The following is a 26,772-nucleotide window of genomic DNA, read 5'->3' on the forward strand; positions in this document are numbered from 1 at the left end:
AAGATCTTCATCAGCCTTCTAGGTCGTGTTGCGACAGGCGAAGTTCGCCCGGAGCGGTATGTCGATGCGGCCCCGCGCGCCGTCAGGCGCACGGGGCCGGGGATCGAGGCGGCTGGCCCAGGAGGTCAGGCCATCGGCAGGCCGCCGCGTCCGGTCGGGATCGATCCGCGCGCCTTGGCCGCGGTCACCGTGCGCGCCGCTTCGTGGGCCACGCGGCGCAGTGCCCCGGCGTAGCGCGAGGGGTCGAAGCGGTGGTCGGCGCCGGCGACGGAGACCGCGGCCAGGGGGCGGCCGACGGGACCCATGATCGGTACGGCCACGCAGGTCAGTCCGAGGGTGGCCTCCTGGCGGTCGTAGGCGATGCCGTCCCGGCGGATACGTCGCAGCTCGGCCCGGAAGCTGTCGGCGTCGGTGAGGGTGTACTCGGTGAGAGCGGACAGCCCCGCCTCGATGGCCGCCTCCGCGGCGTCGTGGTCGAAGGCCAGCAGCGCCTTGCCGACGGCGGTGCAGTACGCGGGCAGCCGCGCGCCGATCCGTGAGGGCGTGCGGGCCGCGCGGTGACCGTGGATCTTGTTGACGTACACGATCTCGGTGCCGTGCAGCACGGCCAGATGCACCGTCTCGTGCGTCAGCTCGTACAGATCGGCGAGATGGGGCAGCAACCGTTCCTGGAGCAGTAACGGTGTCGGCCCATGGACGCGGTTGCCCATGTCGAAGAGCTGGATGCCGAGCCGGTAGTTGCTGCCGACCCGCTCGACGAGATCGTTGCGCTGAAGGATGCCCAGCAGGCGGAACGCCGTCGACTTGCTGAGACGGGCGCAGCGGGCCAGCTCGCTGACGCCGACCTCCCTGTCCTGTTCGGCGAGCGACTTCAGGAGGACCAGCGCCTTGTCGACCGCTGTCTGTTGCTCGGGCACGGGGCTCGGCGCACCGGGGTGCGGGGGGTCAGCATGCTCGGGACGAAGGGCGGTGACGCGCATGGGCAGACTCCGAGGAAGGACCGAGGGCACCGGGAAGGTCTGAGCGACCACTGAAATGGACGCATGTCCAATGTAGGAGACCGGGTCGGGCTTGTAAACGGCGCGTGCCACAGCGGTTACGGCCTGGGCGGTCCCGCCGCCCGCCAAGGCCGGAAAAGCCGGAACCGCCCGTCGTGCGTCGGCGGCACGACGGGCGGTTCGAGGGTCTTCGGACGAGGGACGTCAGGCGCTGAAGTCCTCGTCGCGGGTCTCGGGCAGGGCCAGCACACAGACCAGGCTGACCAGGCAGAGAGCGCCCGCGTACAGGCCCAGGATCAGGGGCGACTTCCAGTGGGTGTTCAGCCAGGTGGCGACCAGCGGGGCGAAGCCGCCGCCGAGAGTGGCGGCGAGGATGAACGTCGCCGACGCCCCGGTGTAGCGCAGCCGGGCCGGGAACAGCTCCGGGAGGAACGCGGCCATCGGGGAGAACATCATGATGAACAGCACGAGCCCGAGGCTGAAGGCCCCGGTGATCAGTACACCGTCGCCGGTGTTCAGGGAGCCGAACATGGGCAGCGCCCACAGGGCGCAACCGGCCGCGCCCGTCAGCATCACCGGGCGTCTGCCCACCCGGTCGGCGAGCTTCGCCACCGGCACCGTGGCGGCCACGACGGCCGCGGCGGCGATGCTCGTGGCGGTCAGCATCGTGGGCTGGGGGATGCCGAGGGCGGCCGGCCCGTAGGAGATGCTGTACACGATCGTCAGGTAGTACACCGCGGAGCCGCCGATCGCCGCGCCGATGCCGAGGAGCAGTCTTCCCGGGTACTCCTTGACCAGGACACCGAGGGGGAAACGCGGCGCGGCGGCGCCGGCGGGGCGCTGTTCGAAGACCGGGGACTCGGTGACCCGGGAGCGCACCCAGAGGCCGACGACGATGAGGACGGTGCTCAGCAGGAACGGTATGCGCCAGGCCCACTCGGCGAAACCGTCCTTGCCCGCGATCGACAGCGTCGGAAGGATCACGGCGCTGGACAGCAGGAAACCGAGCGGCGGGCCGGCCTGCGGGATCGACGCGAACAGGGCGCGGCGTCCGGGAGGCGCGTGCTCCGCCGCCAGCAGCACGGCCCCGCCCCACTCGCCGCCCAGGCTCACGCCCTGCAACAGGCGGAGCACGACCAGGAGGACGGGGGCGACGAGGCCGGCGGTCTCGTAGGTCGGCAGCAGTCCGACGCCGACCGTGGACAGGCCCATCAGCACCAGCGAGAGGAAGAGGGCCCGCTTACGGCCGACCCGGTCGCCGATGCCTCCGAACAGCACCACGCCGACGGGGCGGGCGAGGAAGGCGGCGGCGAAGGTGAGGAACGCGGCGAGTGTGGAGACCGTGGCGTTTCCGGCGGGGAAGAAGGCCGGGCCCAGGACGAGGGCCGCGGCCGTACCGTACACGGCGAAGTCGTAGTACTCGATGGTCGTGCCGATGAGGCTCGCGACGGCGACGCGCGACACGTTGGTTTTCTGTGCGGTGGATGCCGCGGTGGTGGTGACGCCGGCCGGTGCGGCGTCGCGGGTGGTCTCTGAGGACATGAGGCGGCTCGATTCCGGTCAGGCCCGGATGCGCAGTGATCCAGGACACACGGTGGGGACCTGAGCGGGGACTGTAGAGGCGCGGCGGTCGCTGAAAAGGTCCGTGTCCCGCACTGCGGCACGACACTTGGGGCGCATCCGACACTCATGTCCCGCCGGCGTGACGAGGCCACCGCGGCGGCGTGCCACGACACGGAACAGCGGCTGTACCGGTCTCCGGGTGGTGACGTGTGCTGGGCCCATGCAGCGACACCACACCGACGGCGCCGGCGCCCGCTCGGACCGGCGGCGCCCGGCGGGCCCGGCCCCGTCCGAGGAGGCCCAGCGATGACGTCCACCCCCGCCCGCCCCGCGGCGCGCCCCCTGGCCCGGGTTGCCGAGCCGGCCGTCGACGTGAGCGGGTACTTCGCCCTCGACCGCGGTCTGATCGACCGCACGATCTTCGGTGACCAGGCGCTCTACCGGCAGGAGTTGCGCCGTGTGTTCGCGCCGAGCTGGCTGTTCCTCGCGCACGAGAGCCAGTTCACCAAGCCGGGCGACTTCTTCACCACGTACATGGGGGAGGACCCGGTCATCGTCGCCATGGGCCGGGACCGCAGGATCCGGGCGTTCCTCAACGCCTGCCGGCACCGGGGGATGCGGATCTGCCGGGCCGACGCGGGCGCGACGAAGGCGTTCACCTGCAGCTACCACGGCTGGTCGTACGACATGGCGGGCAAGCTGGTCAACGTCCCCAACGCCGAGGACTACCCGACGGAGTTCGACCGCGAGCAGTGGGGACTCACCGAGGTCGCGCAGCTCGACACGTACAAGGGGCTCGTCTTCGGGACCTGGAACCCCGAGGCGCCGCCGCTGGCCGAGGCGCTCGGCGGCATGACCTGGTACATGGACGCGATGCTCGACCGCGATCCCGAGGGCACCGAGGTCGTCGGCGGCGTCCACAAGTGGGTCCTGGAGGGCAACTGGAAGCTGGCGGCGGAGCAGTTCGCCTCCGACTGGTACCACGTCAACATCTCGCACGCGTCGGCGCTGATGGTCATGTCGCCGTCCGGCAAGGGGCCGAAGACGGAGATCGTGCAGACCCCGGGACGGCAGTACACCGATCCGCTCGGTCACGGCGCCGGTTTCCCCACCCACGCCAAGAGCCGCTTCGACGACCGGGTCGTGCACGGCTACTACGACTACGAGGCGCTGCGCGAACGGCTCGGCGACGCACGGGTGGAAGGGCCGATGACCACCGGTCACGCCACCGTCTTCCCCAACTTCTCCTACCTGCCCGTCAACGGCTCCATCCGGGTCTGGCACCCCAAGGGACCGGACCGGATGGAGGTGTGGGCCTGGACGATCGTCGACCGGTCCATGCCGGCCGAGGTGAAGGAGGCCCAACGGCTGTACAACCTGCGGACGTTCGGGCCGACCGGCATCTTCGAGCAGGACGACGGCGAGAACTGGAGCGAGTGCCAGGCCACCGCCCACGGCTTCATGGCCGGGTCCATGACCCTCAACTACCAGATGGGGATCGGGCTCCAGACCGAGGACGGTGTCCATCCCGGCACCACCGGCCGTCTCTACAGCGACGGCGCCGCCCGCGGCTTCTACGCCCGCTGGCGCGATCTGATGAACACGCCCGCCTGGCACGAGCACCAGAAGGACACCTGATGAGCATCACCCACACCGGTATCCGCGTGGCCGCCGTCGGCGACATCGAGGACGGCGAGGCCCTGAAGGTGCCCGCCGAGATCACCGGCCACGGCGACGCCATCGCCGTCTTCCACGACGGCGGCGTCTACTACGCCCTCGACGACACCTGCTCCCACGGTCAGGCGTCCCTCGCCGACGGCTGGATCGAGGACGGCGAGGTCGAGTGCCCGCTCCACAGCGCCCGCTTCTGTCTCAGCTCGGGTCGACCGTTGTGCATGCCCGCCACCGTCACCGTCCGTGCCCATCGCGTCGAGGTGCGGGACGGCTGGATCTGGGTGCACCCGGCGCTCGACTCCGCCGAGGAGGCCGGCGGATGAGCTCGCCGCGCCGCGTCGCCGTCGTCGGCGCCGGCCTGGCCGCCGTCTCCACCTGCGACGCGCTGCGTGCCCAGGGGTACGACGGTGAACTGGTGCTGTACTGCGACGAGCGGGGACTACCGTACGACCGGCCACCGCTCAGCAAGGACGTGCTGCTGGGCAAGTCCGGGCGCGACGACATCCTGCTGCGCCCCGAGCAGTGGTACGAGGGACAGCGCGTCGACCTGCGGGACGGCACCCCAGTCCGGGCGATCCGCCCCGGGGAGAGCGGCATCGAACTGGCCGACGGCTCGGTGGTGGGCGCCGACCGCGTCGTGCTGGCCACCGGCGGCACCCCGCGGGCGCTGCCCGTGCCCGGGGGCGACGACCCGGCCGTGCGGGTGCTGCGCACCTGGGAGGACGCCGAGCGGCTGCGGGAACGGCTGCTGCCCGACGCGCGGGTGACGGTCGTCGGCGGCGGGCTGATCGGCGCCGAGACGGCCGCGGTCGCGGTGGCCCTCGGCTGCCGCGTCACCCTGGTCGACCCGGTGCCGGTGCCGCTGGCCGCGGTGGTCGGCGAGGACGTCGCCCGGGCCCTGCACGGCAGGCACACCGCCGAGGGCATCGAGGTGATCACCTCGGGTGTCGAGCGCGTCGAACGCCGCCCCGCCGCCGGCGAGGTCCTCGTCCGCCTCACGGGCGGCAGCCGGGTCGTCGTCGCCGACACCGTGGTGGTGGGCATCGGCATCCGCCCCGCCACGGGGCTGGCCGAGGCCGCCGGACTGCGCGTGGACAACGGCGTCGTCGTCCACGCCGGGCAGCGCACCTCGCACCCGAACGTCTTCGCTGTCGGAGACGTGGCCCGCCTCGACGGCCACCGCGTCCGGCACGAGCACTGGGAGGCCGCCCAGCAGGGCGGCGAGGCCGCCGCGAGCGGCATCCTGGGCCGGCCGCTTCGGCAGGCCGGCGCCCCGTGGTTCTGGTCGGACCGCCACGGCTCACGTCTGGAGGCGGTCGGCACCATGGCGGACGCCGGGCGGACCGTGGTGCGCGGTGCCCCGGACAGCGGCGCCTTCACCGTCTTCGGCCTGCGCGGCGACCGGCTGGTCGCGGCGGCGGCCATCGACCGCGCACGCGACATCAAGGCCGCCCGGCGGCTCGTCGACCGGGGTGTGACGGTCGACCCCGCCCGCCTCGCCGACGAGGGCGTCGACCTGCGCGCGCTGCTGAAGCGGTGACGCGCCGCCGTGCCCCCCACCGGCACGGCTCCCTCCCGAACCACCCTCTCCGCGCCGGCATCACAGCATGGGGCGCGGCCCGCAGGAGGACTCAACCGATGAGCATTCACCCCCCGGAGCCGACGGTCAGGGACACCTCGTCCCTGTCCTTCGACGAGGACATCCGGCTCCACTTCGAGGTGCAGCGGCTGTACGCCACCGAGGCGCGGCTCCTCGACCAGCACCGCTACGCGGACTGGCTGGAGCTGCTCGCCGACGACCTGCACTACTGGGCGCCGGTGCGCACCAACCGGCTGCGCCGGCAGCAGGCGCTGGCCGACGGGGCACCCGGCGAGGTGGCGATCTTCGACGAGACGAAGGCGAGCCTGGCCTGGCGGATCCGCCGCTTCGACTCCGGTATGGCCTGGGCCGAGGACCCGCCCTCCCGCACTCGGCACCTGATCACCAACGTCCTGGTCCGGACGGCCGACGAGCCGGGTGAGTACGTCGCCGAGTCGTCCTTCCTCTGCTACCGCAACCGCCTGGAACGCGAGGTCGACCTCTACGCCGGCGGGCGCACCGACGTCCTGCGCCGCGATCCGGACGACGGGCGGCTGCTGATCGCCCGCCGCACGATCCTGCTCGACCAGAACGTCCTGCTCGCCAAGAACATCAGCACCTTCCTGTGAACCGGAGTCCGCTCGTGACCACTGAAGAGACGACCGACGTGAAGCTCGTCGAGCACACGGTGGAGACCACGCTCGGTCCCATCGCCGTCAGCGAAGCCGGTGAGGGGCCGGTGCTGGTGATGCTGCACGGCGGCGGGCCCGGCGCCGGCGCGGTCGCCAACTACCACCAGAACCTGCCCGCCCTCACCCGGTACTTCAGGGTGGTGCTGCCCGACCAGCCCGGTTTCGGCGGCAGTTACCGCCCCACCGAGGACGACCTCGACGCCCGCAGCATCACCGAGATCACCGTCGACGCGCTGGTGCAGACCCTCGACGCGCTCGGTGTCGAGCGCTTCCATCTGCTCGGCAACAGCCTCGGCGGAGCGGCCGCCATCGCCACCGCGCTCGCCGTCCCCGAGCGGGTGGAGAAGCTGGTGCTGATGGCGCCGGGCGGCGGCTGGCTGCCGTTCGGGCCCACCCCGACCGAGGGCCAGAAGGCGATGTTCCGCTACTACAACGGCGAGGGCCCGACCCTGAAGAAGATGCGGGACTTCATCGGCGTGATGACCGCCGAGCCCAAGCGCTGGACGGACACCGCGCAGGCCCGCTACGAGGCGTCCCTCGACGAGTCCCACATCGCCTTCTACCACCGCTACAACGCCGCCTTCGCCAAGCGGCACGGCATGGACCCGCTCTGGCAGCGCGTCCACAAGGTCAAGGCGCCCACCCTCCTGCTCTGGGGCCGTGACGACCGCACGATCACCCTGGACGGCGCGCAGCTCATGCTCAAGCAGATCCGCGATGTCCAGCTGCACGTCTTCGGCGGCTGCGGCCACTGGGTGCAGCTTGAGCGCCAGGCCGAGTTCGAGCGTCTGGTCACCGACTTCCTCAGGGAGCACTGACCCATGGGCTGGCTGAAGGGCGAGGTCGCCCTCATCACCGGCGGCGGCTCCGGCATCGGCCGCGCCGTCGCGCTCCGCTACCTCGCCGAGGGCGCCGACGTCGCCATCGTCGGCCGCAGCGCCGAGCAGCTTCAGGACGTGGTGCGTGCCGCGGGCGAACTCGGGGGCCGCGTGCTGACCGTGCCGGGAGACGTGCGCTCCCCGGACGACCTGCACCGCGCGGTCGAAGCCACCGTCGGACGGTTCGGCAAGCTGGACATCCTCGTCCCCAACGCCGGCATCTGGGACTACCACCGCAGCCTCACCCGGCTGACCGGCAAGGAGTTCTCCGAGGCCTTCGACGAGATATTCGCCATCAACGTCAAGGGCTACCTCCTGGCGGTGGAGGCCGCCTGGCGCGAGCTGGTCGCCACCCGCGGCAGCATCGTGATGACCCTGTCCAACGCCTCCTTCCACACCGACGGCGGCGGTGTCCTCTACACCGCCAGCAAGCACGCCTGCCTCGGCCTGCTCCGCCAGTTCGCCTACGAACTGGCCCCCAGCGTCCGGGTCAACGGCGTCGCCGTCGGCGGCATGCGCACCCAGCTGCGCGGCCCGCGGAGCCTGGGCCTTCAGGACCGTACCCTGGCCGCGTCCTTCGCCAGGAACGAGGCCTCCGGTGTCGAACAGCCCCCGCTGATCCCGCTGTACGACTCCAGCGTCGAGCCGGCGGACTTCACCGGCCCCTACGTCCTGCTCGCCTCCCGCACCGACAGCGGCACCGTCACCGGTGCGGTCATCCCCGCGGACGGCGGAATCGCCGTCCGCGGCTTCCGCTCCCCCGCCGGCGGCGCCGGCCTCTGAAATCCGCCCGCTTCCCGTCCGAGAGCCATCGAAGGAGCCGACGCCATGGCCGCCGTCGACATCAGCCCCGCCGCCGCACTGCGCCGCAGAGCCCAGTCCCCCGCCCGTACCGCCGTCCTGTACGAGGGCCGTGAGATCTCCGCCGGCCGACTCACCGCGACGGTGGACGCGTTCGCCGCCGGTCTGGCCGAGGCCGGTCTGCGCCGGGGCGACCGGATCGCCTACCTCGGCTTCAACAGCGTGACGTTCTTCGAGACGATGATCGCGGCAGCGCACCTCGGGGCGGTCTTCGTCCCGGTCAACTTCCGGCTCGCCGCCGACGAGGTGCGCCACATCCTCAACGACTGCGGTGCCCACACCCTCGTCGTCGAGGAAGGCCACCGCGAACTCGTCGAGTCGATCGCGCAGGAGGTGCCGGCACGCCGGCACCTCCTGGTCGACACCGACCCCGCCTGCCCGGCGACCGCCTCCCCCGCCGCGCTCTGGGACCCTCTGTCGTCCTTGCTGGCCCCCGGCCTGGCAGCACGGGAACCCGTGGCACTGCACGACGACGACCTCGCCATGCTCATGTACACCTCCGGCACCACGGGGCGGCCCAAGGGCGTCATGCTCACCCACGGCAACATCTGGTGGAACGCGGTCAACGTCGACAGCGTCGTCGACACCCGCGCCGACGACGTCAATCTGGCGATGGCCCCGCTGTTCCACATCGGCGGGCTCAACGCCCTCACCCTGCGCACCCTCCTGCGGGGCGGCACCGTGGTCCTGCGCCGCGGCTTCGACCCTGCGCAGTGCCTCGACGATCTGGTGCGGCACGGGGTCTCCACCTTCTTCGCGGTGCCCGCCATGTTCGCGGCGCTCGCCCGTGTTCCCGGCTTCGCCGAGGCCGACCTGAGCGCCCTGCGCTCCGCGATCGTCGCCGGAGCTCCCGTACCGCCTCAGCTCATCAGGGACTACGCCGAGCGGGACGTGCTGCTCCAGCAGGCCTGGGGGCTGACCGAGACGGCACCGTTCGCGACCTATCTGCCCGCCGAGCTGACACTGCGGAAGACGGGGTCGGCGGGCGCACCCATGCCGTACACCGAGATCTGCCTCGTCGACCCCGTCACCGGGATGCGCATCCATGAGGCGGACACGAGCGGCGAGATCTGCGTACGCGGCCCGAACGTCACCGTCGGCTACTGGAACAACCCGGACGCCACCCGCGCGGCCATCGACGACGCCGGCTGGTTCCACAGCGGCGACATAGCGCACCGGGACGAGGACGGCTTCTACTACATCGTCGACCGCCTCCAGGACATGATCATCAGTGGTGGGGAGAACGTGTACCCCGCCGAGGTGGAGCGCGTCCTCGCCGCCTACCCCGGTGTCCGCGAGGCCGCCGTCATAGGGGTGTCGGACGCGAAGTGGGGCGAGACCGTGCTCGCGGTTCTCACCTGTGACGCCGGCACGGTGCCCACCGTGGAAGAGGTCCGCGCGTTCGCCGGCGACCACCTGGCCCGCTACAAGCTGCCCACGCGGGTCGTGGTGGCCGAGCAGCTGCCCCGCAACGCCAGCGGCAAGCTGGTCAAGGGCGAGCTGCGGCGCTGGGTCGAGGAACATCAGCCCGCCGAGACCGTGTGAGCCCCCGCATGGCTTCCGCTCTCGACGCCGTGGCGACGCCGGACGGCCTTCGACTCGGGGCGCGGTGGGCCGTTCGCTCCGTCGCCGATCCCCCGTCCGAGCGCCCCCGGCGCCCCCGGCGTCCCCGTCGTACGTACGTCGTGCGCTCCGCCGAGGGCGGCCCGGAGCTGCTCGTGGACCTGCATCCCGTGGCGGACCATCCGGTGCGCGCCTGCTACCCGTTCGGCGCGCGGGATCTCGTGGTCGGCCTGGTGCTGCCGGGACCGGATCCGGCCGAGAACGGCCCCGCTCTGGCCGCCCGTCTGCTGCGCGACCTCGTCCCCGTCCTGTTCGCCCTGTCCCCGCGGTGCCGCCGGGTGGTCGCCGCGCCGGACGAGGACGACACAGCCACGCAACTCGCCCTGGAGGCGGGCGGGTTCCGGCGGATCGGGGAGGCCGATCTGCCCGGTGACACCGTGGTGCTGTTCGCCGTGGAGCCACCCGCTGTCGCCGGGCTGTCCACGGCTCTGGACGACATGCCCCACTGACCGCCCCTCGCCGCCCGCTGACCCGACCCGCCTTCCGGCAGGCCGGGTCAGCGGGCTGTCCGCACCTCCGGGACCGCCGGGACCGTGCGGATCTCGATCGAAGGCGCGGGCACCGTGCGCGTCCGCCCACGGCGTGTGCTGCACAGCGGCACACCAGCTATGGATCCGTACCCGGTCGGGGCGAACGTGAATGCGTGCTAGCTGCAACCGCCATCTCCCAGAGTGCCACCGACCCGCTGTCGGGGCTGTGCCTGCGCGACGTACCGAAGCCCGAGCCCGAGCCCGGCTGGTCCCGCGTCCGCGTCGTGGCCTCGTCACTGAACATGCACGACCTGTGGACGCTGCGAGGCGTGGGCCATCCCCCCGACCGCCTCCCGATCGTCCTCGGCTGCGACGCCGCCGGCTACGACGAGGACGGCAACGAGGTCATCGTCCACCCGGTGATCGGCGACCCGGACGCCGGACGCGGCGACGAGACCCTCGACCCGAACCGTGCTCTGCTGTCCGAACGGCACAACGGCGCCTTCGCGGAGTATCTCGTCGTCCCGACCCGCAATCTGGTGCCGAAGCCGGCCTGGCTGTCCTTCGACGAGGCCGCCTGCCTGCCCGTCGCCTGGACCACGGCCTACCGCATGCTGTTCACCCAGGCGCGCATCACCGCGGGCGACCGGGTGCTCGTGCAGGGCGCGGGCGGCGGCGTGGCCTCCGCCGCGATCAAGCTGGCGGTGGCCGCCGGGGCCGTCGTCTACGCCACCAGCCGCAGCGAGACCAAGCGCGCCGAGGCCCTGTCGTGGGGCGCCCGTGCGGTCGTGCCCAGCGGTGAGCGACTGCCTGAGCGCGTCGACGTCGTCATCGAGACCGTCGGGGAGGCGACCTGGTCGCACTCCCTGAAGTCGCTGCGGCCGGGCGGCACGGTCGTCATCGCCGGTGCGACGAGCGGCACCAACCCGCCCGCGGACCTGGGCCGGATCTTCTACCTCCAGCAGCGCGTGATCGGCTCCACCGGCTGCACCCGCGCCGAGTTGGTCTCGATGCTGCGGATGCTCGACGCCACCGGCGCCCGTCCGGTGATCGACCGGGCTCTGCCGCTGTCCGACATCCACAAGGGCTTCCAGCTCATGATCGACGGCGGGCTGACCGGAAAGCTCGTCATCCACCCGCCGGCTCTCCGCCAGTAAGGAACGACCGACCATGACCGCAGCAGCCGTGGGGCTGTCCCACTCACCCCTCATCGGCAGGAACGACCCGGATGCCGATGTCCTGGCCCGTGTCGACCGGGCCGTCGCGGGCGCGCGGGAGTTCGTCCGCGCCTTCGACCCGGACCTCGTGGTGCTGTACGCGCCCGACCACTACAACGGGTTCTTCTACAAGGAGATGCCGCCGTTCTGCCTGGCGACCGAGGCCCACGCGGTGGGCGACTTCGGTTCTCAGGCGGGCCCGTTGTCGGTCGACACGGGCGCGGCCAAGGCCCTGGCGCAGGGTGTCCTCGACCGGGGCGTCGACCTCACCGTGTCCGCCCGGATGACCGTCGACCACGGGTTCGCGCAGCCTCTGGAGGTGCTTTTCGGCGGCATCGACCGGGTGCCCGTGGTGCCGGTCTTCGTCAACGGGGTGGCCACCCCGCTGTGTCCCGTGACCCGTATCAGGGCCCTGGGGACGGCGGTGGGCGAGGCCGCCGCGGCACTCGACCGGCGCGTGCTGTTCCTCGCCTCGGGCGGTCTCTCGCACGACCCGCCCGTCCCGGTCCTGGAGGGCGCACCGCCGCGGGTCGCCGACGCGCTCATCGAGGGCCGTCCGCCGACGCCCGAGCAGCGCGCCAGGGGCGAACAGCGCGTGGTCGAGGCGGGACGCGAGTACGCCGCCGGGTCGACCGCGATGGTCCCGATCAACCCCGCGTGGGACAACCGCCTCCTCGACCACCTGGAGCGCGGCGAGCTCACGGAGTTCGACGCGTGGACGGTGGAGTGGATGGCCAAGGAGGGTGGCGGCTCGGCGCACGAGGTCCGCGCCTGGATCGCGGCCTTCGCCTCTCTCGCGGCGACCGGTCCGTACGACATGACGTCCCGTTTCTACGAGGCGATCCCCGCGTGGATCGCCGGGTTCGCCGTCGCGACGGCACAGGGGCGGTGAACCACATGACACACGCACAGGCAGGTACGGACGTCGTGGCACAGGCCGTCGCCCGGCTCACCGCCGCCCTCGACGAGGGCCGTCCCGTCGCCCCCGTCCGGGATCTGATCGGCGAGCACGACCTGGCCGCCGCCTACGCCGTGCAGCGGGAGCTGACCCGTCGGCGACTGGACGGCGGGGCGGTCGTGGTGGGCCGGAAGATCGGGCTGACCTCGCCCGCCGTCCAGCGGCAACTGGGCGTCGACCAGCCCGACTTCGGGGTGCTCTTCGACGACATGGACGTGTCGGCCGAGGCCGAGGTGCCCTCCGAGCGGCTGCTCCAGCCCAAGGCCGAGGCCGAGATCGCCTTCGTGCTCAAGGAGGACCTGACCGACGGGGACATGGACGCGGCCCGTGTGCGGTCCGCGGTCGACTACGCGGTCGCCGCGCTGGAGATCGTGGACAGCCGTATCGCCTCCTGGGACATCCGCCTCACCGACACGGTCGCGGACAACGCCTCCAGCGGACTGTTCGTCCTCGCGGACCGCCGGCTCGGCCTCGACGAGTTCGAGCCGCGCGACACCACCATGCGGCTGTACGCGGACGATGTGCCGGTCTCCGAGGGGAGCGGCGCCGCCTGCCTGGGCGACCCGCTCAACGCCCTTGCCTGGCTGGCCCGTACGGCGCTGGAGTTCGGGGATCCCCTGCGCGCCGGCCAGGTCGTTCTGTCGGGCGCGCTGGGCCCCATGGTCCCGGCCCCGCCCGGCACCCGGATCCGGGCCGAGATCAGCTCGCTGGGCGAGGTCACCGCCGTATTCTCCGAGAAGAGAGACGCATGACGAAGACGAAGGTCGCCATCATCGGGTCGGGCAACATCGGCACCGACCTGATGATCAAGGTACTGCGCCTGTCGGACACCCTGGAGATGGGTGCCATGGTCGGCATCGACCCGGCCTCCGACGGTCTCGCCCGCGCCGCACGGCTCGGCATCCCGACCACGCACGAGGGCGTCGACGGTCTGATCGCGCTCCCCCACTTCGACGAGATCGGCGTCGTCTTCGACGCGACCTCCGCCAAGGCCCACCTCGCGAACGCCGCGAAGCTCGCCCCGTACGGGAAGCGGCTCATCGACCTCACCCCTGCGGCGATCGGTCCGTTCGTGGTCCCACCGGTCAACCTGGACGCGCACCTGGAGCTGGGGGCCGACAACCTCAACATGGTCACCTGCGGCGGTCAGGCAACGATTCCGATGGTCGCGGCCGTCTCCGCGGTGACCCCCGTCCACTACGCGGAGATCGTGGCCTCCATCGCCTCCAGGTCGGCGGGGCCGGGCACCCGCGCCAACATCGACGAGTTCACCGAGACGACCTCCCAGGCCATCGAGTCCGTCGGCGGCGCCGCCCGCGGCAAGGCGGTCATCATCCTGAACCCGGCGGAGCCACCGCTGATCATGCGGGACACCGTGTTCTGCCTGACCGGCGACGTCGACCACGACGCCGTACGCGCCTCGGTGGCGGCCATGGCCGAGCGGGTCGCGCGGTACGTGCCCGGCTACCGCCTCAAGCAGGAGGTGCAGTTCACTCCGGTCCCCGCGGGTGAACCCGTGCACACCCTGGTGCCGGACGGGGCGGGCCCGGTCAGCACCAAGGTGTCCGTGTTCCTCGAAGTGGAGGGCGCCGCCCACTATCTGCCCGCGTACGCCGGGAACCTGGACATCATGACGTCGGCCGCTCTGCGGGTCGCCGAGTCGATCGCCGAGCGCACCACGGCCCTCACGGAGGCAACCCGATGACGAGCGAAGCGACGACCAGCGGAACGCCGGCCGGCGGAGCGCCGGTCGCCGAGGACGCGACGCCCCTCGTGGACCGGAAGCTGTACATCCAGGACGTCACGCTGCGGGACGGCATGCACGCCATCCGGCACCGTATCGACCCTGCCGACGTGGGCCGTATCACGGCCGCGCTCGACGCGGCCGGGGTCGACGCCATCGAGGTCGCCCATGGCGACGGCCTGGCGGGCGGCTCGCTGAACTACGGCCCCGGCAGCCACACCGACTGGGAGTGGATCGAGGCCGCGGCCGACAACATCCGCACCGCGGTCCTCACCACGCTCCTCCTGCCCGGCATCGGCACCATCGCGGAACTGGAGCGTGCGTACGCGCTGGGTGTCCGCTCGGTGCGCGTGGCGACCCACTGCACCGAGGCCGACATCGCCGCCCAGCACATCGCCAAGGCCCGCGAGCTGGGGATGGACGTCGCCGGGTTCCTGATGATGAGCCATATGGCCCCGGCCGCCGAACTGGCCGCGCAGGCCCGGCTGATGGAGTCCTACGGCGCCACGTGCGTGTACGTCACGGACTCGGGTGGCCGGCTCACCCTGGACGGGATGCGCGAGCGCGTCCGCGCCTACCGCGACGTACTGGACGCGGCCACCGAGATCGGTGTGCACGCGCACGAGAACCTGTCCCTGTCCGTCGCCAACAGCGTCGTCGCCGTGGAGGAGGGCGTCACCCGGGTGGACGCCTCCCTCGCCGGTCAGGGCGCGGGGGCGGGAAACTGCCCGATCGAGGCGTTCGTCGCCGTGGCGAACCTACAGGGCTGGAAGCACGGCTGCGATCTGTTCGCCCTGCAGGACGCGGCGGACGACCTGGTCCGGCCGTTGCGCGACCGCCCCGTGACGGTCGACCGCGAGACGCTGACGCTCGGCTACGCGGGCGTGTACTCGTCGTTCCTGCGGCACGCGGAGGTCGCCGCCACCCGCTACGGGGTCGACGCCCGCACGCTCCTGCTGGAGGTCGGCCGTCGGGGCCTCGTCGGCGGCCAGGAGGACATGATCGTGGACATCGCGCTCGATCTGGCGTCGGCCGGGGGTACGACCGCCCGCCACTGACGGCGCGCGCCGGCGGGGGCCACCGGTCGGCGACCGCGACGACGGGAATGCCGGGCACTCCGACGGATCACTCTGCGTGTCTGCCAGTGAGCGGCAATCCCGGTGCCGCTGTTCGTCCGGCGGCGGCAACTGCCCGCGTGTCGCCTGGTTCCCTAGCCTGTTCATGGGGCCACGGCGGCCCGTCCCCTTCTGTTGCCGCCACTCCGCGTGCCACACCACCGGCGTTGCGCCGAGGCACGGGTCGGTCTCCCGCCACCAGGTTCCCCGGAAAGGACCCTTCATGGCCGATGCCTCTGTTCTGGCAGCCTCCGAGCAGTCTCTGGAGGACGAGTTCTTCAATCCGCTCTCCGCCGAGATGATCGCCGACCCGTACCCCGTGTACCGCCGGCTCCGGGAGCAGGCTCCGGTGTACTGGCACCAGCAGCTGGGGGCCTGGCTGCTGACCCGGTTCACGGACTGCCAGGCGGTGCTGCGTGACTCCGAACGGTTCGCGGCGGACTTCCGCCGGGTGGGGATTCCCACGCCCGAGACCCTGCTCAGTCTCCAGACCCTCGACCCGCCGGCGCACACGCCGCTGCGCCACCTCGGCCTCGGCGCCCTGCGTTCCCTGGACGTCGACGCGCTCACGGCCGAGCTCCTGGCACGGGCGGAAGCCGACCTGGCCGCACTGGCCGGGCGGGGCGAGTTCGACTTCGTCCGGGACTTCACCGACTCGTTCACGCTGACCGCCATGACCTCGTTGCTCGGGGTTCCCGGACCCGCGGAGGACGACACGTTCCATCGGCTCAACGCGGATCTCGACCGCAGCATGGACTCCGGTCTCGACCCCGACGCGGAAGCCGCGGGTATCCGGGCGCGCGAACGGTTCAACGCACTGGTGGAGTCGTGGCTCGCGCACCCGCCGAAGCACGGTGTCATCGCCCATCTGGTCGAGCACGAAGCGGAAGGAGGGGTCTCCCGGGATGTGCTGGTGAACTCGGTCCGGGCCTTCTTCCACGCCGGCTTCGAGGTACCCAGCCGGTTCCTGTCCAACGCGATCGCCGCGCTTCTGGACCACCCCGACGCGTTCGCCGCGCTGCGGGAGGGCGCCCCGACGGGACCGGCGATCGAGGAACTGATCCGTTTCAGCGGTCCGGTGCAGGCCCTGAGCCGGGCCTGCACCGAGGACACCTCGATCGGTGGGAAGACCGTACGCCGCGGTGAGATCGTCGTGGCACTCATCGGCGCGGCGAACCGGGATCCCGCGCAGTTCTCCGACCCGGATGCGATCCGCGTCGACCGGGACCCCAATCCGCACCTGGGCTTCGGCCGTGGGTCGCATTCCTGTCTGGGGTCCGTGATCGGCCGGGCCGAGGCCTCCGCGGTGATGTCGGCGGTGGTCCGTCACCTGCCGTCGCTGCGCCGCAGCGGCCCCGCGGTGCCTCGCCCCAATGCCACGCTACGCGGCCTTCGCAGCCTTCCGGTGGCGGTGAACTGACCGTTCGCCACGGCATCCAGCACGTCCTTCAGCATCCGAACGAGGAGAGGCCCACGACATGACGGCAGCCCCGGCGCCTCACGACCCCGAGCGGGCGTGTGCCCAGATCTTCAACTCCGCGATCGCCGCGGCGGCCATCAGTGCCGCCTGGGACGTGGGCGTGTTCGACGAACTGCGGGAGGCCGAGCGGTTGGACGCCGCCGACTTCGCCTCCCGGCACGGCCTCGACGCCGACGCCACGCGGGCGGTTCTCACCGCGCTGTCCGCCGCCGATGTGGTGCGCCGCGAGGGTGACCAGGTGACGCCCGGCCCCAACTTCGCCGAGGCCGACCGCACCAAGGGGTTCTTCTACTGGCTCACCGCCGGATGCGGCGAGCTCTTCGGGCAGTTGCCCCGTCTGCTCCGTGCGGAGAACCGCTCAGGAGACTTCTACCGGCGCGACGGGGCCGCCATCGGCGTCGCCTGCCGGCAGAACAACAAGGTCTTCTTCGATCCGGCGTTCAAACCGGTGATCGCGTCGCTGGAGTTCTCCGCGATCGCGGACCTCGGATGTGGGAGCGGTGAGCGCCTGATCGACATCACCCGGGACCGGCCCGGTGTCCGCGGCGTCGGCATCGACGTCTCGGCGGACGTCCTGCGACTCGCCCAGAACGAGGTGGACAAGGCCGGAGTGGCGGACAGGGTCACCCTGGCCAGGTCGGACGTGACCGCGTTGGAGGAGCGACCCGAGTTCGCCGGGGTCGATCTGGTCACCTCGTTCATGATGGCCCATGACTTCTGGCCGAGGGACGCGTGTGTCGCCTCGTTCCGGCGTATCCGCGAGGTCTTCCCCGACGTCCGGCATTTCCTGCTCGCGGACACCGCGCGTACGACGGCGTTCTCCGACCAGGACATGCCGATCTTCAGCCTCGGATTCGAGACGGCCCATGCGGTGATGGGCGTCTACCTGCCCACCCTGGACGAGTGGGACGCCGTCTTCGAGGAGTCGGGCTGGCACTGCCTCGACCGGCATCTCATCGGGACACCGGCGAACAGCTTCATGTTCCATCTGGTTCCGCGCGGGTGACCGGGCCGGACGGGGTACGCGGCCCCGTCCGACCACCGGTCTCCCGGTGGACATGCGTGAAGACGCGGGCGAATTCCTCCATCTCCTGCCGCTGTCCCACTGTCAGTCGGAACATGCCCTCGACCAACGGGCCGTGCAACGGCTGGACCAGCACCCGGGACTCCCGGAGCAGCCGGACGGTGCCCGCGCCGTCCTCGGGCCGCACCAGCAGGAAGTTGGCGGATCCGGGGACGACCGGGACGTCGAGGTCGCGGAAGAATTCCAGAACCATCGGCTTCACCTTCGACATGATCTCCTCGGTATGGCCGTCGACTTCGTCCATGGCGGACAGCTGGGCCTCACCGGCGACGATCGCCGGCTCATTGACGTCGAACGGGTTGCGCAGCTTGCGGATCTGCTCGAGAACCGCGGGGTCGGCGACGGCGTACCCGAGCCGGAGGCCAGCCATGGCGAACGCCTTGGAGAAGGTCCGGAAAACGATCAGGTTGCGGTACCGATTCACCCATGGCGCGACGGTCACCCCAGTGAATTCATAATATGCTTCGTCGACGATCACCGGAACGTCCGGGTACTCGACGAGGATCTCCCGAACGAACTCCGGGTCCACCAGCGTTCCGGTCGGGTTGTTCGGGTTGATGAACACGATGACTTCGGGTCTCCGCCGGGCGGCTGCTCGGAATCCCACGTACGGAAAGGTGAAGTCCGGCTCGTACGGAACTCCCTCGACCTGCGCGCCCAGCAATCCGGCGACCCGTCGGAAGGGAATGAACTCGGGTGTCGCCACCAGCATTCTGCTGCCCGGCTGCAAGAACGTACGAAGTGTGATGTCGATGGCCTGGTCGGAGCCGTTCGTCACCAACACGGACTGGGCCGGCACCCCGCAGTACTCGGCTATCCTCGCGGTAAGGCGCTCGTCCGACGGGTACCAGTGGAAACCCGCTCCGGAAAGATGTGCGGAAAGGGCGGCGGCGACCGTCCCGGAGACCGGTCGAGTACTTTCGTTGCGGTCCAGCCTCAGGCAGCTGCGCCGGTCGACCCCGAGCGGGTCGGCCATCGACCAGGACGCCGAATCCCGCACATGCCGGTTGACTTCGAGGGCGCTCACGATGTGACCTCCAAACATCACTCACCATGTCGGCCGTGACTCCCACCCATTCAATCAGGAAGTCAACCTGCTAAAAGTGGAGCCGCCACACGAACAGTCGATCCCTGTAGCTCAAACCACCTGTTCTTGCAGCCTTATTTCCAGAGCTCGTTGGTAGCTTCTTCGTACAGAACATGTATTCCGAGGAGCACACTGTGAGCCACCTTCAGCAGGAATCCATGACATCGGTGGTCCAATCGTTGGCCGGCCGCCTGAGGAACCAACCACCGGCGCTTGACCCGCCCCTTGCCTCAGAGGACGTTCTGAAGCGACTGGTCGTGCGCTACGCCACCGTCCTGTCGAAGGCGGCGACCCGGCGCGAGATGCCGTCCCGGCGCGAGCTGGAAACCTGCCGTTCCTTGGCGATGAAGGCGGCCGACCATGCGGTACCGCTGCAAACGATCTTCATCCAGTGCAGTGCGGAAACGTATCGCCTCTGGGAAAGACTCCCCGAACTCGAACGGAAGCTCGGCGTCCGCGCCCTGTCGTCCAGGAAGGCGGGCGCCGCACCCCACCGTGATGTGATGAGGGCTGCCTCCGAAGTAGCGCTCTCATCGATTCTGTCCGGGCACGCGGCAGCCGCCCGGAGAGCCACGGAACAGGACCTCCGGCGAGGCGATCGCTTCCTCGACGAACTGCTCGCCTGCCGGGCCACCTACCCCGACCTGCTGGAACACGGCGAACGCCTGGGTCTCCAACTCGGAGCCGGCCACGCGGTGGTCGCCCTCTCCCCTGACAAACCGTTACGTGCCGCGGCGTGGCCCGAACTCCCCTCACTGGAACACTCACTGCGCACGCGGTTCACCTCCGGCGGCGTCGTCGTGGGACGGTACGCGGACAACATCGTGGCCCTGGTGGCGATGGCCTCGGCGGAGCCGGCGACCAGCGCGAAGGCCCTTCGCGACGCGGTCACCGAGGCGCTGAAGGCACGGCCGTCGCGGCAGACCTCCTGGCGGATCGGGATCGGCCGCCCGAGGCCCGGCGTACACGGCATCCGTGCCTCCTACGAAGAGGCGCGCGAAGCACTCGAGATCGCACGGCGCACCGACGTCGAATGCCTCGGTCCCGACGACTCCGAACTGCTCCTTCGCCGGGTGCTCGGCCGCGATCGGGCGGCGATGGCGGAGCTCGTCCGTGCCGTACTCCTCCCACTCACCAGTGCGCACCACGGCCCGGGGCCGCTGCTGGACACCCTGGAGGCCTATTTCGCGGCGGGGTGCATGACGACCCAGGCGGCACGGGCACTTCACCTCAGCGTGCGCGCCGTGACCTACCGGCTGGTCCGGGTCAGGGACCTCACGAACCATGACGTCAATGTGCCGGAGCAGAGGTTCGCCCTGGAGACGGCGCTGCGGGGAGCACGGATGCTTGAGTGGCCGCGTCGGCCGCTGCCCGACCTATGAGAACGGAGGTGATCCGCGCGGCTCACCGGCAGGACGGGGTCGAAACGAAGTCGGCCCGTGTCCGGGCCGACCTCCACCTCTGTCGCGCCTCCATCAGTGAAGGTAACGCATGATCACACCTCCGTTCTTTTCGCCCTCGGAGCTCCAAATATAGATCCGGAGGCGAACACGGTCAGGGCCTGCGACCGGAACGAACGGGGGCGCTCATTTGCCGGACCCTGGAAATCTGTACGGTTCCGGTCATCCGGCTCGATGATTCCGCCCCGAGCACATGGGAAAGCTGCGTGCGCGAACTGATGCCCAGCAGGAAGAAGATGTTCCGTAGGTGGTAGCTGACCGTGTGCAGTGAAATGCCGATACGACTGGCCACCTGCTGGTTCGTCAGCCCCTGACGCACCAGGGAGGCGATCGCCCTCTGCCGCTCGTTCAGTAACTCCCACAGGGGAGGGACTGCTTCGGCCGTGCCTTGCTCCACTTCGCGGGCACTGCGGGAAACAACGGGCATCGCTTCTCTCAGCACTTGCCGCAGAAGGCTGATGCGGAACGACCAGGTCCCGTTGTCATGGGGGACGAGAATGCCCTTGTCAGCCGCCTCTTCGAAGAGGGGAAGGGCACGGACCACTGTTGTTCCGAGGAGATCGGAAACCTCGTCGACGGTGAAGAAGGTGTGACAGGTGGCGGCCGAATAGATCAGCGAGCGGGTGGCGAGGTCCGCTCTTCTCACCCATTCCTCGCACACCCTCCTGACGCGCGCGGGAATCCGGGCCGCCACCAGGACCGCCTGCCCGTCCTCCTCCACCGCGATCAGGCCTTCCTCCTGTAGTCCGCTGATCAGCTCGACAAGAAGCAGCGGATTTCCGCACGCGCCTGCGGCCGTCGCCAGGAGTTCGGAACTCGGCCGAGCGCCGAGGAGGTCGGCCACGAGTTCCACTACCGCGTCCTCGTCCAGGGGATCCAGCTCCATTCGTACCCGTCCCAAACCGGGCGGAAGAGAACAGGTACGGGCCGGTCTGACCGCCAGTTCGGTGTCGCGGGCCAGAATCCAGAGCACGGGATACGGGTGAGGAAGAAACGGTGACCAGAATGAGAGCAGCCGTGCTTCGTCACCGTGCTTCACGTCATCCCGCGGGATGAGTACCGGAAGTCGGTCTTCGCCGTCGCTCCCGTCCCGGTCCCTCGCCTCCGGAGCAGCCCGCCGACAGCACACCGGTCCCGTCGGCTCCCCGTCCGGGACAAGCCGCGGCGCGGGATCGCGGGAGCAGAACTGGCTACCCCCGAGGCTGAAGCCCCACTCCGTCGCCACTCGAACGAATTCGGTCAGGAGCCTGCTCCGGCCGACCCCCGGCGGTCCCTCGATCAGCACCACCACGCTCCGGCCGGACGCGACTGCGGCCACGAGCTGCCTGAAGTGCGCCAACTCCCTGTCACGGCCCCTCAAGGACGGGTTGCGCTGCGGCATATGGAATTCCCTTCGCTCGAGGACCACCGCAAGCAGCGGAGTGCCACCAGAGCCGATGGGCGCCCTCGAAGATCGTGGTCGGATCGCCTGACCGTCCGAGGCCAGGACACGCGTTTCTCGGCCAGCACCAGGAAAATGGACGGAATGCCCACGCGCAGCCCTCCGTGCCGTGAAACGGCACGGAGGGTGGACCATGTCACTCGGCTCCGGCACCTCCAGCAAGGCGGGCAGCGGCATACCGAGCGGCGCGGAACGCCTTCAAGGTGCGCGTCACAGCATGAGGGTGTGCCAGCCGGTGGCGCCCGTGGAGGGCGTCGAGAGCGGTGGTGTCCGGGCCGGTGTCGACGATGCGGCGGATGATGGCTCCGGTGCCGGCCTCGGTGAAGGGGCTGGAGCCGTGGGCCGCGCAGATGACGCAGCAGGCCCATGCCCAGATGTCGGCGTGTGCGGTCGCCATGGCCAGGGCGAGTGAACGCAGGGGCGGGGGACATGGCAGATTCGGATGCTGCTTCGCCTGGTCACCTGGTCGCCTCCACGCTCACTGCCCGAAGCGGCTCCCCCGCCCCCTGGGGCGCACCACAACGCCGCCATGTAGTCGCATGGACACACTTGGTGACGGCAGTGCGGGCGTCCACGGCCGGAGCGCGGCCCCGGCGACCTGGCGGTTGCGGGTGCCCAGGGCGGTGTCGTGGTCCAGGGCGCCGGGTCAGTCCGTCGTGTGTGCGTGTGTCTCCCGGTCGTTGATCCTGGCGAGCGTCTCGGGGCGTAGTACGCGCTGGAGTTCGTCGGCGGTGAGGAGGTCCTGGCCCAGGACGACGTCGGCCACCGGCAGGCCTCTGTCCAGGGCCTCCTGTGCGGCGGCGCTGGCCTTCGCGTAGCCGATGACGGGGGTGAGCGCGGTGACGATCCCGATGGTGTTGTGCACGACCGCGCGCAGGTGCTCGCGGTTGGCGGTGATGCCCTTCACGCAGCGGTCGGCCAGCGTCAGGCATCCGGCCTCCAGCTGGCCGATGCTTTCGAACAGGCAGTGGGCGATGACCGGTTCGAAGGCGTTGAGCTGGAGCTGACCCGCTTCGGCGGCCATCGTGATGGTGATGTCGTTGCCGATGGCCTTGAAGGCGATCTGGTTGACGACCTCGGGAATCACCGGGTTGACCTTGCCGGGCATGATGCTGGAGCCGGCCTGCACGGCGGGGAGGTTGATCTCGCCGAGGCCGGCGCGGGGCCCCGAGGACAGCAGACGCAAGTCGTTGCAGGTCTTGGAGAGTTTCACCGCGATGCGCTTGAGCACCCCGGAGAGCTGGACGAACGCTCCCGCGTCCTGGGTCGCCTCCACGAGGTCGGCGGCGGTGGACAAGGGTTCCCCGGTGATGGTGCTGAGGTGTGCGCAAGCCAGTGCCGCGTAGCGGGGGTGGGAGTTGAGGCCGGTCCCGATGGCCGTACCTCCGAGGTTGATCTCCCGGATGAGGGCACTCGCCTCGGCCAGGCGCTGTTCGTCCTCGGCCAGCATCACCGCGTACGCGCCGAACTCCTGACCGAGCGTCATGGGTACCGCGTCCTGCAACTGGGTGCGGCCGGTCTTGACGACGTCGGCGAACTCGTCCGCCTTCGCACGGAAGGCCTGCCGCAGGGTGGCCATGGCCTGTTGAAGACGGTGCGTGCTGGCCTGGAGGGCCACCTTGACCGCCGTCGGGTAGGCGTCGTTGGTGCTCTGCCCGGCGTTCACGTCGTCGAGGGGGTGCAGGTGGTGGTAGTCGCCGCGGCGGTGGCCGAGGAGTTCGAGTGCCCGGTTGGCTATGACCTCGTTCGCGTTCATGTTGGTGGACGTGCCCGCGCCGCCCTGCATGACGTCCACGACGAACTGGTCGTGGAGTTTGCCGGAGCGGATCTCCTCGCAGGCGGTGACGATGGCCTCGGCCTTGTCGGCCTCCAGGAGTCCCAGGTCGCGATTGGCCAGCGCCGCGGCCTGCTTGACGGCCGCCAGCCCGTTGACCAGGTCACGGTGGGCGGAGATACGGGTGCCGGTGATGGGGAAGTTGTGCACGGCCCGGAGGGTGTGGATGCCGAAGTAGGCGTACCGGGGCACCGGAAGGTCGCCGAGGAGGTCGTGCTCGTAGCGGAACTCGTCGTCCATGAGGGGGTACTCCTGATCTGGGCGGATCATCGTGATCACCGTGAGTCTGCGGCCGGCTTCTGGCCGGGCCGGATGCGGGCCGGGCCCGATGCGGGTCACGCAGGCTTCGGGTCACACCGGCTGCTGGTCACGCCGGCTTCGGGTCAGTCCTGCGGCGCGGTGGCTGAGTCGGGGCGCGGCGCGGCCCCGTGCTCCGGTGGGCCGCAGGCCCGCGCGGGCGGTGGGACTGCGGCCAGCCCGGGGGTTCGTTGTCTTCGCCCGTGTCAGAGCGGTTTGACGAGGGCGTTGTCCAGGGCGGCGGGCTGAGGTGCGGCCGTGTCCCTGCCGGGCTCGCGCGTCACCTTTCTGCCTTTGCTGATCCGCTGCTGGAGCCAGTGCGCCAACGTGTCGAGGGCCGTGTTGATCGCGATGAATATCGCCGCCACGAGCAGCGCGGCCGGGATCACGTTGGAGAAGTTGGCGGCGATGCCGTTGAGGCCCCGGTCGACGAGTTCGTCGTAACCGACGATGAAGCCCAGGGCGGAGTCCTTCAGCAGGACGACGAACTGGCTGATGATGGCCGGCATCATGGCGACGATCGCCTGGGGCATCAGAACGAGCACCATCATCTGGCCCTTGGGCATGCCGAGCGCCCGTGCGGCCTCCGCCTGCCCCTTGGGAAGGCTGTTCACTCCGGCCCGGAGCGTCTCCGCGATCACCGACCCGTTGTAGAGGGTGAGGCCGAGGACCACGGCGGCGAACGGGGACATGGTCGTCCCGGTGAGCGCGAAGGAGCCGAAGAACGCGCAGAAGATGAGCAGCAGGAGAGGGACGGCCCGGAAGAATTCCACGACCGCTGCCGCGGGTACACGGATCCAGGCGTGGTCGGACATCCGGGCGGTCGCGAAGACCAGCCCGAAGGCGCCCGCGAGCACGATCCCCAGCCCCGCGGCCTTCAGCGTGCCTTCCAGGCCCGGGAGGATGAACGTGGTCCAGACGTCCGCGCGCAGCAGGGGCCGCCATTTCTCGGCCGCCCACTGGTCACGCTCGTCGAACCGCGCGTACACCACGTATCCGAGCCAGACGAAGGCGGCGGTGATCACGGCCGCCAGCGCCCGGTTGCGGATGACGCCCCGGCGGCCGGGGACCTCGTACAGATTCGCGTGACCGCTCATCGGGCCACCGCCAGGCGACGCGAGAGCCAGCCGAACAGCAGACCGGTGGGCAGGCACAGCACCACGAAGCCCGCCGCGAAGCCGAGGAAGATCTGGATCACTTGGTCGCCGTAGATTTCGATCATCTCCCGCATCCGGACGGAGGCTTCCGCGACCCCTGCCACGAGGGCGACGGTGGTGTTCTTGGTCAGCGCGATCAGAATGCTTCCGAGGGGTGGAATCACCGCCCGGAACGCCTGGGGCAGAACGACGAAGCCCAGGGTCTGACCGAACCCGAGCCCTACGGCGCGGGCCGCCTCCGCCTGCCCGACGGGGACGGTGTTGATGCCCGCCCGCAGGGCCTCGCACACGAACGCCGACGTGTACGCGGTCAGGCCGAGGACGGCGAGCCAGTAGTTGTTGACGCTGATCTGCGTGGAGAACTCCACGCCCAGATTGGCGCCCACGCCCAGGCTGGTGAACAACAGCACCAGGGTGAGCGGGGTGTTGCGCGCCACCGTCACATAGACCTGCGAGGCGGTGCGCAGCACGGGGAGAGGGGAGACGCGCATTCCGCTCAGCACGGTGCCCAGCACGAGTGAGCCGAGGGCGCTGACAGCGGTGAGCCGCAGGGTCATCCAGAACGCGGCGAGGATCGTTGCTCGCTCGGTGAACAGTGCGTCCATCAGTACCTTCAATCGGGGCGGGACCGGGCTGTGCGGTCGCACGCGCCGCCCGGTGGCCCGCCGTTCGGCGTCGTCGTCAGTACCGGTCGAGGCGCGGGACGGAGAATCCGGAGGAGGAGAGGTTGGACTTGAGCGCAATCTCCCAGGAGCCGTCGGACACCATCTTGGCCAGCGCGTCGTTGACCGCGTCCCGGCCCTTCTTGTCGTCCTTCTTCAGCCCGATGCCGTACTTCTCCTCGCTGAAGGGCGAGTTGAGCACCTTCAGCTTGCCGGGGTGCTGGGCCGCGTAGCCGTAGAGGATGGAGTTGTCGGTGGTGACCGCGTCCAACTGGCCGGTGAGCACCCGGTCCACACAGGCGGAGTAGGTCCGTTCCTCCTGGAGCTGCACGTCCTTGGCGTACTTGTCCTTGATCAGTTGCGCGGAGGTCGAGCCCGCGACGGAACACAGCTTCTTGCCGTTGAGCGACTTCGGGCCCGTGATGCCCTTGTTGTCCTCGCGGACCAGCAGGTCCTGGCCGGCGACCAGGTAGGGCCCGGCGAAGGAGACCTTCTGTTTGCGGGCGTCGTTGATGGAGTAGGTGGCGACGACCATGTCGACCTGACCCTGCTGGAGGAACGCCTCCCTGTTGGCGGACACGGCCTCCTTGAAGGTGATGTCCTTCTGGTCGACTCCCAGTTCCTTGGCGACGTACTTGGCGACGTCGATGTCGAAGCCGGTGAAGGAGCCGTCAGGGGTGCGCAGGCCGAGCCCGGGCTGGTCGGCCTTGACGCCGATGACGAGCTTCTTGTCCTTCGCGGCCCGGTCGACGACGGACGATCCGGTGTCGTCGCCGCCGTTTGCGCAGGCACCGACGCTCAGTCCGACGATCACGGAGGTGAGAGCGACGCTGATCAGTCTCTTGGACATGCTGATTCCTTCGATGGCAGACGGGAAGGGGTTCTGGACGTGCGGGAG

Annotated in this window: 25 protein-coding genes; 16 read left to right on the plus strand and 9 right to left on the minus strand. The window is 70.3% G+C overall.

Annotated elements, in window-relative coordinates; genetic code table 11:
* Window positions 1-125: 125 nt before the first annotated feature.
* Both SMA5143A_RS32470 and SMA5143A_RS32475 read right to left on the minus strand, forming a co-directional pair.
* A complete protein-coding gene (locus SMA5143A_RS32470; RefSeq protein WP_258193862.1) occupies window positions 126-917 on the minus strand; it encodes an IclR family transcriptional regulator in 792 nt (263 codons plus the stop codon).
* Window positions 918-1,202: 285 nt separating this feature from the next.
* Window positions 1,203-2,540, minus strand: a complete 1,338-nt coding sequence (locus SMA5143A_RS32475) for an MFS transporter (RefSeq protein ID WP_107466431.1) — start codon at window positions 2,538-2,540, stop codon at window positions 1,203-1,205.
* Window positions 2,541-2,867: 327 nt separating this feature from the next.
* On the opposite strand from SMA5143A_RS32475, the gene SMA5143A_RS32480 reads away from it, so the two are divergent.
* The 15 genes from SMA5143A_RS32480 (at window position 2,868) to SMA5143A_RS32550 (ending at window position 17,858) form a co-directional block, all read left to right on the plus strand.
* Complete coding sequence (locus tag SMA5143A_RS32480) at window positions 2,868-4,199, plus strand: aromatic ring-hydroxylating dioxygenase subunit alpha (protein ID WP_107466432.1); 1,332 nt, start codon at window positions 2,868-2,870, stop codon at window positions 4,197-4,199.
* A complete protein-coding gene (locus SMA5143A_RS32485) occupies window positions 4,199-4,558 on the plus strand; it encodes a bifunctional 3-phenylpropionate/cinnamic acid dioxygenase ferredoxin subunit (RefSeq protein ID WP_055713551.1) in 360 nt (119 codons plus the stop codon). Before SMA5143A_RS32480 ends, SMA5143A_RS32485 begins: the two co-directional genes overlap by 1 nt.
* Entirely contained in the window at window positions 4,555-5,775 is a 1,221-nt protein-coding gene (locus tag SMA5143A_RS32490) for an NAD(P)/FAD-dependent oxidoreductase (RefSeq protein WP_107466433.1), read from the plus strand. Before SMA5143A_RS32485 ends, SMA5143A_RS32490 begins: the two co-directional genes overlap by 4 nt.
* A gap of 98 nt (window positions 5,776-5,873) precedes the next feature.
* Window positions 5,874-6,443, plus strand: coding sequence for a 3-phenylpropionate/cinnamic acid dioxygenase subunit beta (locus tag SMA5143A_RS32495; RefSeq protein WP_107466434.1), 570 nt, complete (start codon window positions 5,874-5,876; stop codon window positions 6,441-6,443).
* Window positions 6,444-6,457: 14 nt separating this feature from the next.
* The gene (locus tag SMA5143A_RS32500) at window positions 6,458-7,324 is read left to right on the plus strand and encodes an alpha/beta fold hydrolase (protein ID WP_107466435.1); all 867 of its coding nucleotides are present in this window, start codon (window positions 6,458-6,460) and stop codon (window positions 7,322-7,324) included.
* A 3-nt stretch (window positions 7,325-7,327) separates the two neighbouring features.
* The gene (locus SMA5143A_RS32505) at window positions 7,328-8,167 is read left to right on the plus strand and encodes an SDR family NAD(P)-dependent oxidoreductase (RefSeq protein WP_107466436.1); all 840 of its coding nucleotides are present in this window, start codon (window positions 7,328-7,330) and stop codon (window positions 8,165-8,167) included.
* Window positions 8,168-8,212: 45 nt separating this feature from the next.
* Complete coding sequence (locus tag SMA5143A_RS32510; RefSeq protein ID WP_107466437.1) at window positions 8,213-9,790, plus strand: acyl-CoA synthetase; 1,578 nt, start codon at window positions 8,213-8,215, stop codon at window positions 9,788-9,790.
* Window positions 9,791-9,798: 8 nt separating this feature from the next.
* A complete protein-coding gene (locus tag SMA5143A_RS32515; RefSeq protein ID WP_107466438.1) occupies window positions 9,799-10,317 on the plus strand; it encodes a GNAT family N-acetyltransferase in 519 nt (172 codons plus the stop codon).
* Window positions 10,318-10,511: 194 nt separating this feature from the next.
* A complete protein-coding gene (locus SMA5143A_RS32520) occupies window positions 10,512-11,495 on the plus strand; it encodes a zinc-binding dehydrogenase (protein ID WP_107466439.1) in 984 nt (327 codons plus the stop codon).
* A 13-nt stretch (window positions 11,496-11,508) separates the two neighbouring features.
* Window positions 11,509-12,447, plus strand: coding sequence for a 3-carboxyethylcatechol 2,3-dioxygenase (locus SMA5143A_RS32525; RefSeq protein ID WP_107466440.1), 939 nt, complete (start codon window positions 11,509-11,511; stop codon window positions 12,445-12,447).
* A 5-nt stretch (window positions 12,448-12,452) separates the two neighbouring features.
* Window positions 12,453-13,265, plus strand: coding sequence for a 2-keto-4-pentenoate hydratase (locus SMA5143A_RS32530; RefSeq protein ID WP_107466529.1), 813 nt, complete (start codon window positions 12,453-12,455; stop codon window positions 13,263-13,265).
* The gene (locus tag SMA5143A_RS32535) at window positions 13,262-14,218 is read left to right on the plus strand and encodes an acetaldehyde dehydrogenase (acetylating) (protein ID WP_107466441.1); all 957 of its coding nucleotides are present in this window, start codon (window positions 13,262-13,264) and stop codon (window positions 14,216-14,218) included. The genes SMA5143A_RS32530 and SMA5143A_RS32535 overlap by 4 nt, the downstream gene beginning before the upstream one ends.
* Before the next feature lie 68 nt (window positions 14,219-14,286).
* Entirely contained in the window at window positions 14,287-15,315 is a 1,029-nt protein-coding gene (gene dmpG, locus SMA5143A_RS32540) for a 4-hydroxy-2-oxovalerate aldolase (RefSeq protein WP_107466530.1), read from the plus strand.
* Window positions 15,316-15,595: 280 nt separating this feature from the next.
* Window positions 15,596-16,792 carry a cytochrome P450 gene (locus SMA5143A_RS32545; protein WP_181362105.1) on the plus strand — a complete coding sequence of 399 codons (1,197 nt, stop codon included), beginning with the start codon at window positions 15,596-15,598 and terminating at the stop codon, window positions 16,790-16,792.
* 58 nt (window positions 16,793-16,850) lie between these two features.
* Window positions 16,851-17,858, plus strand: coding sequence for a class I SAM-dependent methyltransferase (locus SMA5143A_RS32550; protein ID WP_107466443.1), 1,008 nt, complete (start codon window positions 16,851-16,853; stop codon window positions 17,856-17,858).
* Here the strand turns inward: SMA5143A_RS32550 and SMA5143A_RS32555 are convergent.
* A complete protein-coding gene (locus SMA5143A_RS32555; protein ID WP_181362106.1) occupies window positions 17,830-18,912 on the minus strand; it encodes a pyridoxal phosphate-dependent aminotransferase in 1,083 nt (360 codons plus the stop codon). The two genes, SMA5143A_RS32550 and SMA5143A_RS32555, sit on opposite strands and share 29 nt — an antisense overlap.
* A gap of 224 nt (window positions 18,913-19,136) precedes the next feature.
* Here SMA5143A_RS32555 and SMA5143A_RS32560 point away from each other — a divergent pair, with 224 nt between their 5' ends.
* Window positions 19,137-20,405: a PucR family transcriptional regulator gene (locus tag SMA5143A_RS32560; RefSeq protein WP_107466445.1), complete on the plus strand. Its 1,269-nt coding sequence runs from the start codon at window positions 19,137-19,139 to the stop codon at window positions 20,403-20,405.
* A gap of 172 nt (window positions 20,406-20,577) precedes the next feature.
* On the opposite strand, the gene SMA5143A_RS32565 is transcribed toward SMA5143A_RS32560, so the two are convergent.
* The 6 genes from SMA5143A_RS32565 to SMA5143A_RS32585 all read right to left on the minus strand — a co-directional run bounded on the left by SMA5143A_RS32565 (window position 20,578) and on the right by SMA5143A_RS32585 (window position 26,724).
* Window positions 20,578-21,864 carry a helix-turn-helix transcriptional regulator gene (locus SMA5143A_RS32565; RefSeq protein WP_181362107.1) on the minus strand — a complete coding sequence of 429 codons (1,287 nt, stop codon included), beginning with the start codon at window positions 21,862-21,864 and terminating at the stop codon, window positions 20,578-20,580.
* Window positions 21,865-22,060: 196 nt separating this feature from the next.
* Complete coding sequence (locus SMA5143A_RS42710; protein ID WP_146193986.1) at window positions 22,061-22,321, minus strand: hypothetical protein; 261 nt, start codon at window positions 22,319-22,321, stop codon at window positions 22,061-22,063.
* A gap of 249 nt (window positions 22,322-22,570) precedes the next feature.
* Window positions 22,571-24,028, minus strand: a complete 1,458-nt coding sequence (locus SMA5143A_RS32570) for an aspartate ammonia-lyase (protein ID WP_375136573.1) — start codon at window positions 24,026-24,028, stop codon at window positions 22,571-22,573.
* Window positions 24,029-24,261: 233 nt separating this feature from the next.
* The gene (locus SMA5143A_RS32575; RefSeq protein ID WP_107466448.1) at window positions 24,262-25,152 is read right to left on the minus strand and encodes an amino acid ABC transporter permease; all 891 of its coding nucleotides are present in this window, start codon (window positions 25,150-25,152) and stop codon (window positions 24,262-24,264) included.
* Complete coding sequence (locus tag SMA5143A_RS32580; RefSeq protein ID WP_107466449.1) at window positions 25,149-25,817, minus strand: amino acid ABC transporter permease; 669 nt, start codon at window positions 25,815-25,817, stop codon at window positions 25,149-25,151. The genes SMA5143A_RS32575 and SMA5143A_RS32580 overlap by 4 nt, the downstream gene beginning before the upstream one ends.
* 76 nt (window positions 25,818-25,893) lie before the next feature.
* Window positions 25,894-26,724: a glutamate ABC transporter substrate-binding protein gene (locus SMA5143A_RS32585; protein WP_107466450.1), complete on the minus strand. Its 831-nt coding sequence runs from the start codon at window positions 26,722-26,724 to the stop codon at window positions 25,894-25,896.
* Window positions 26,725-26,772 lie beyond the last annotated feature (48 nt).

Origin of the sequence: Streptomyces sp. MA5143a (genome assembly GCF_900290235.1) — a bacterium.
GTDB lineage: Bacteria > Actinomycetota > Actinomycetes > Streptomycetales > Streptomycetaceae > Streptomyces.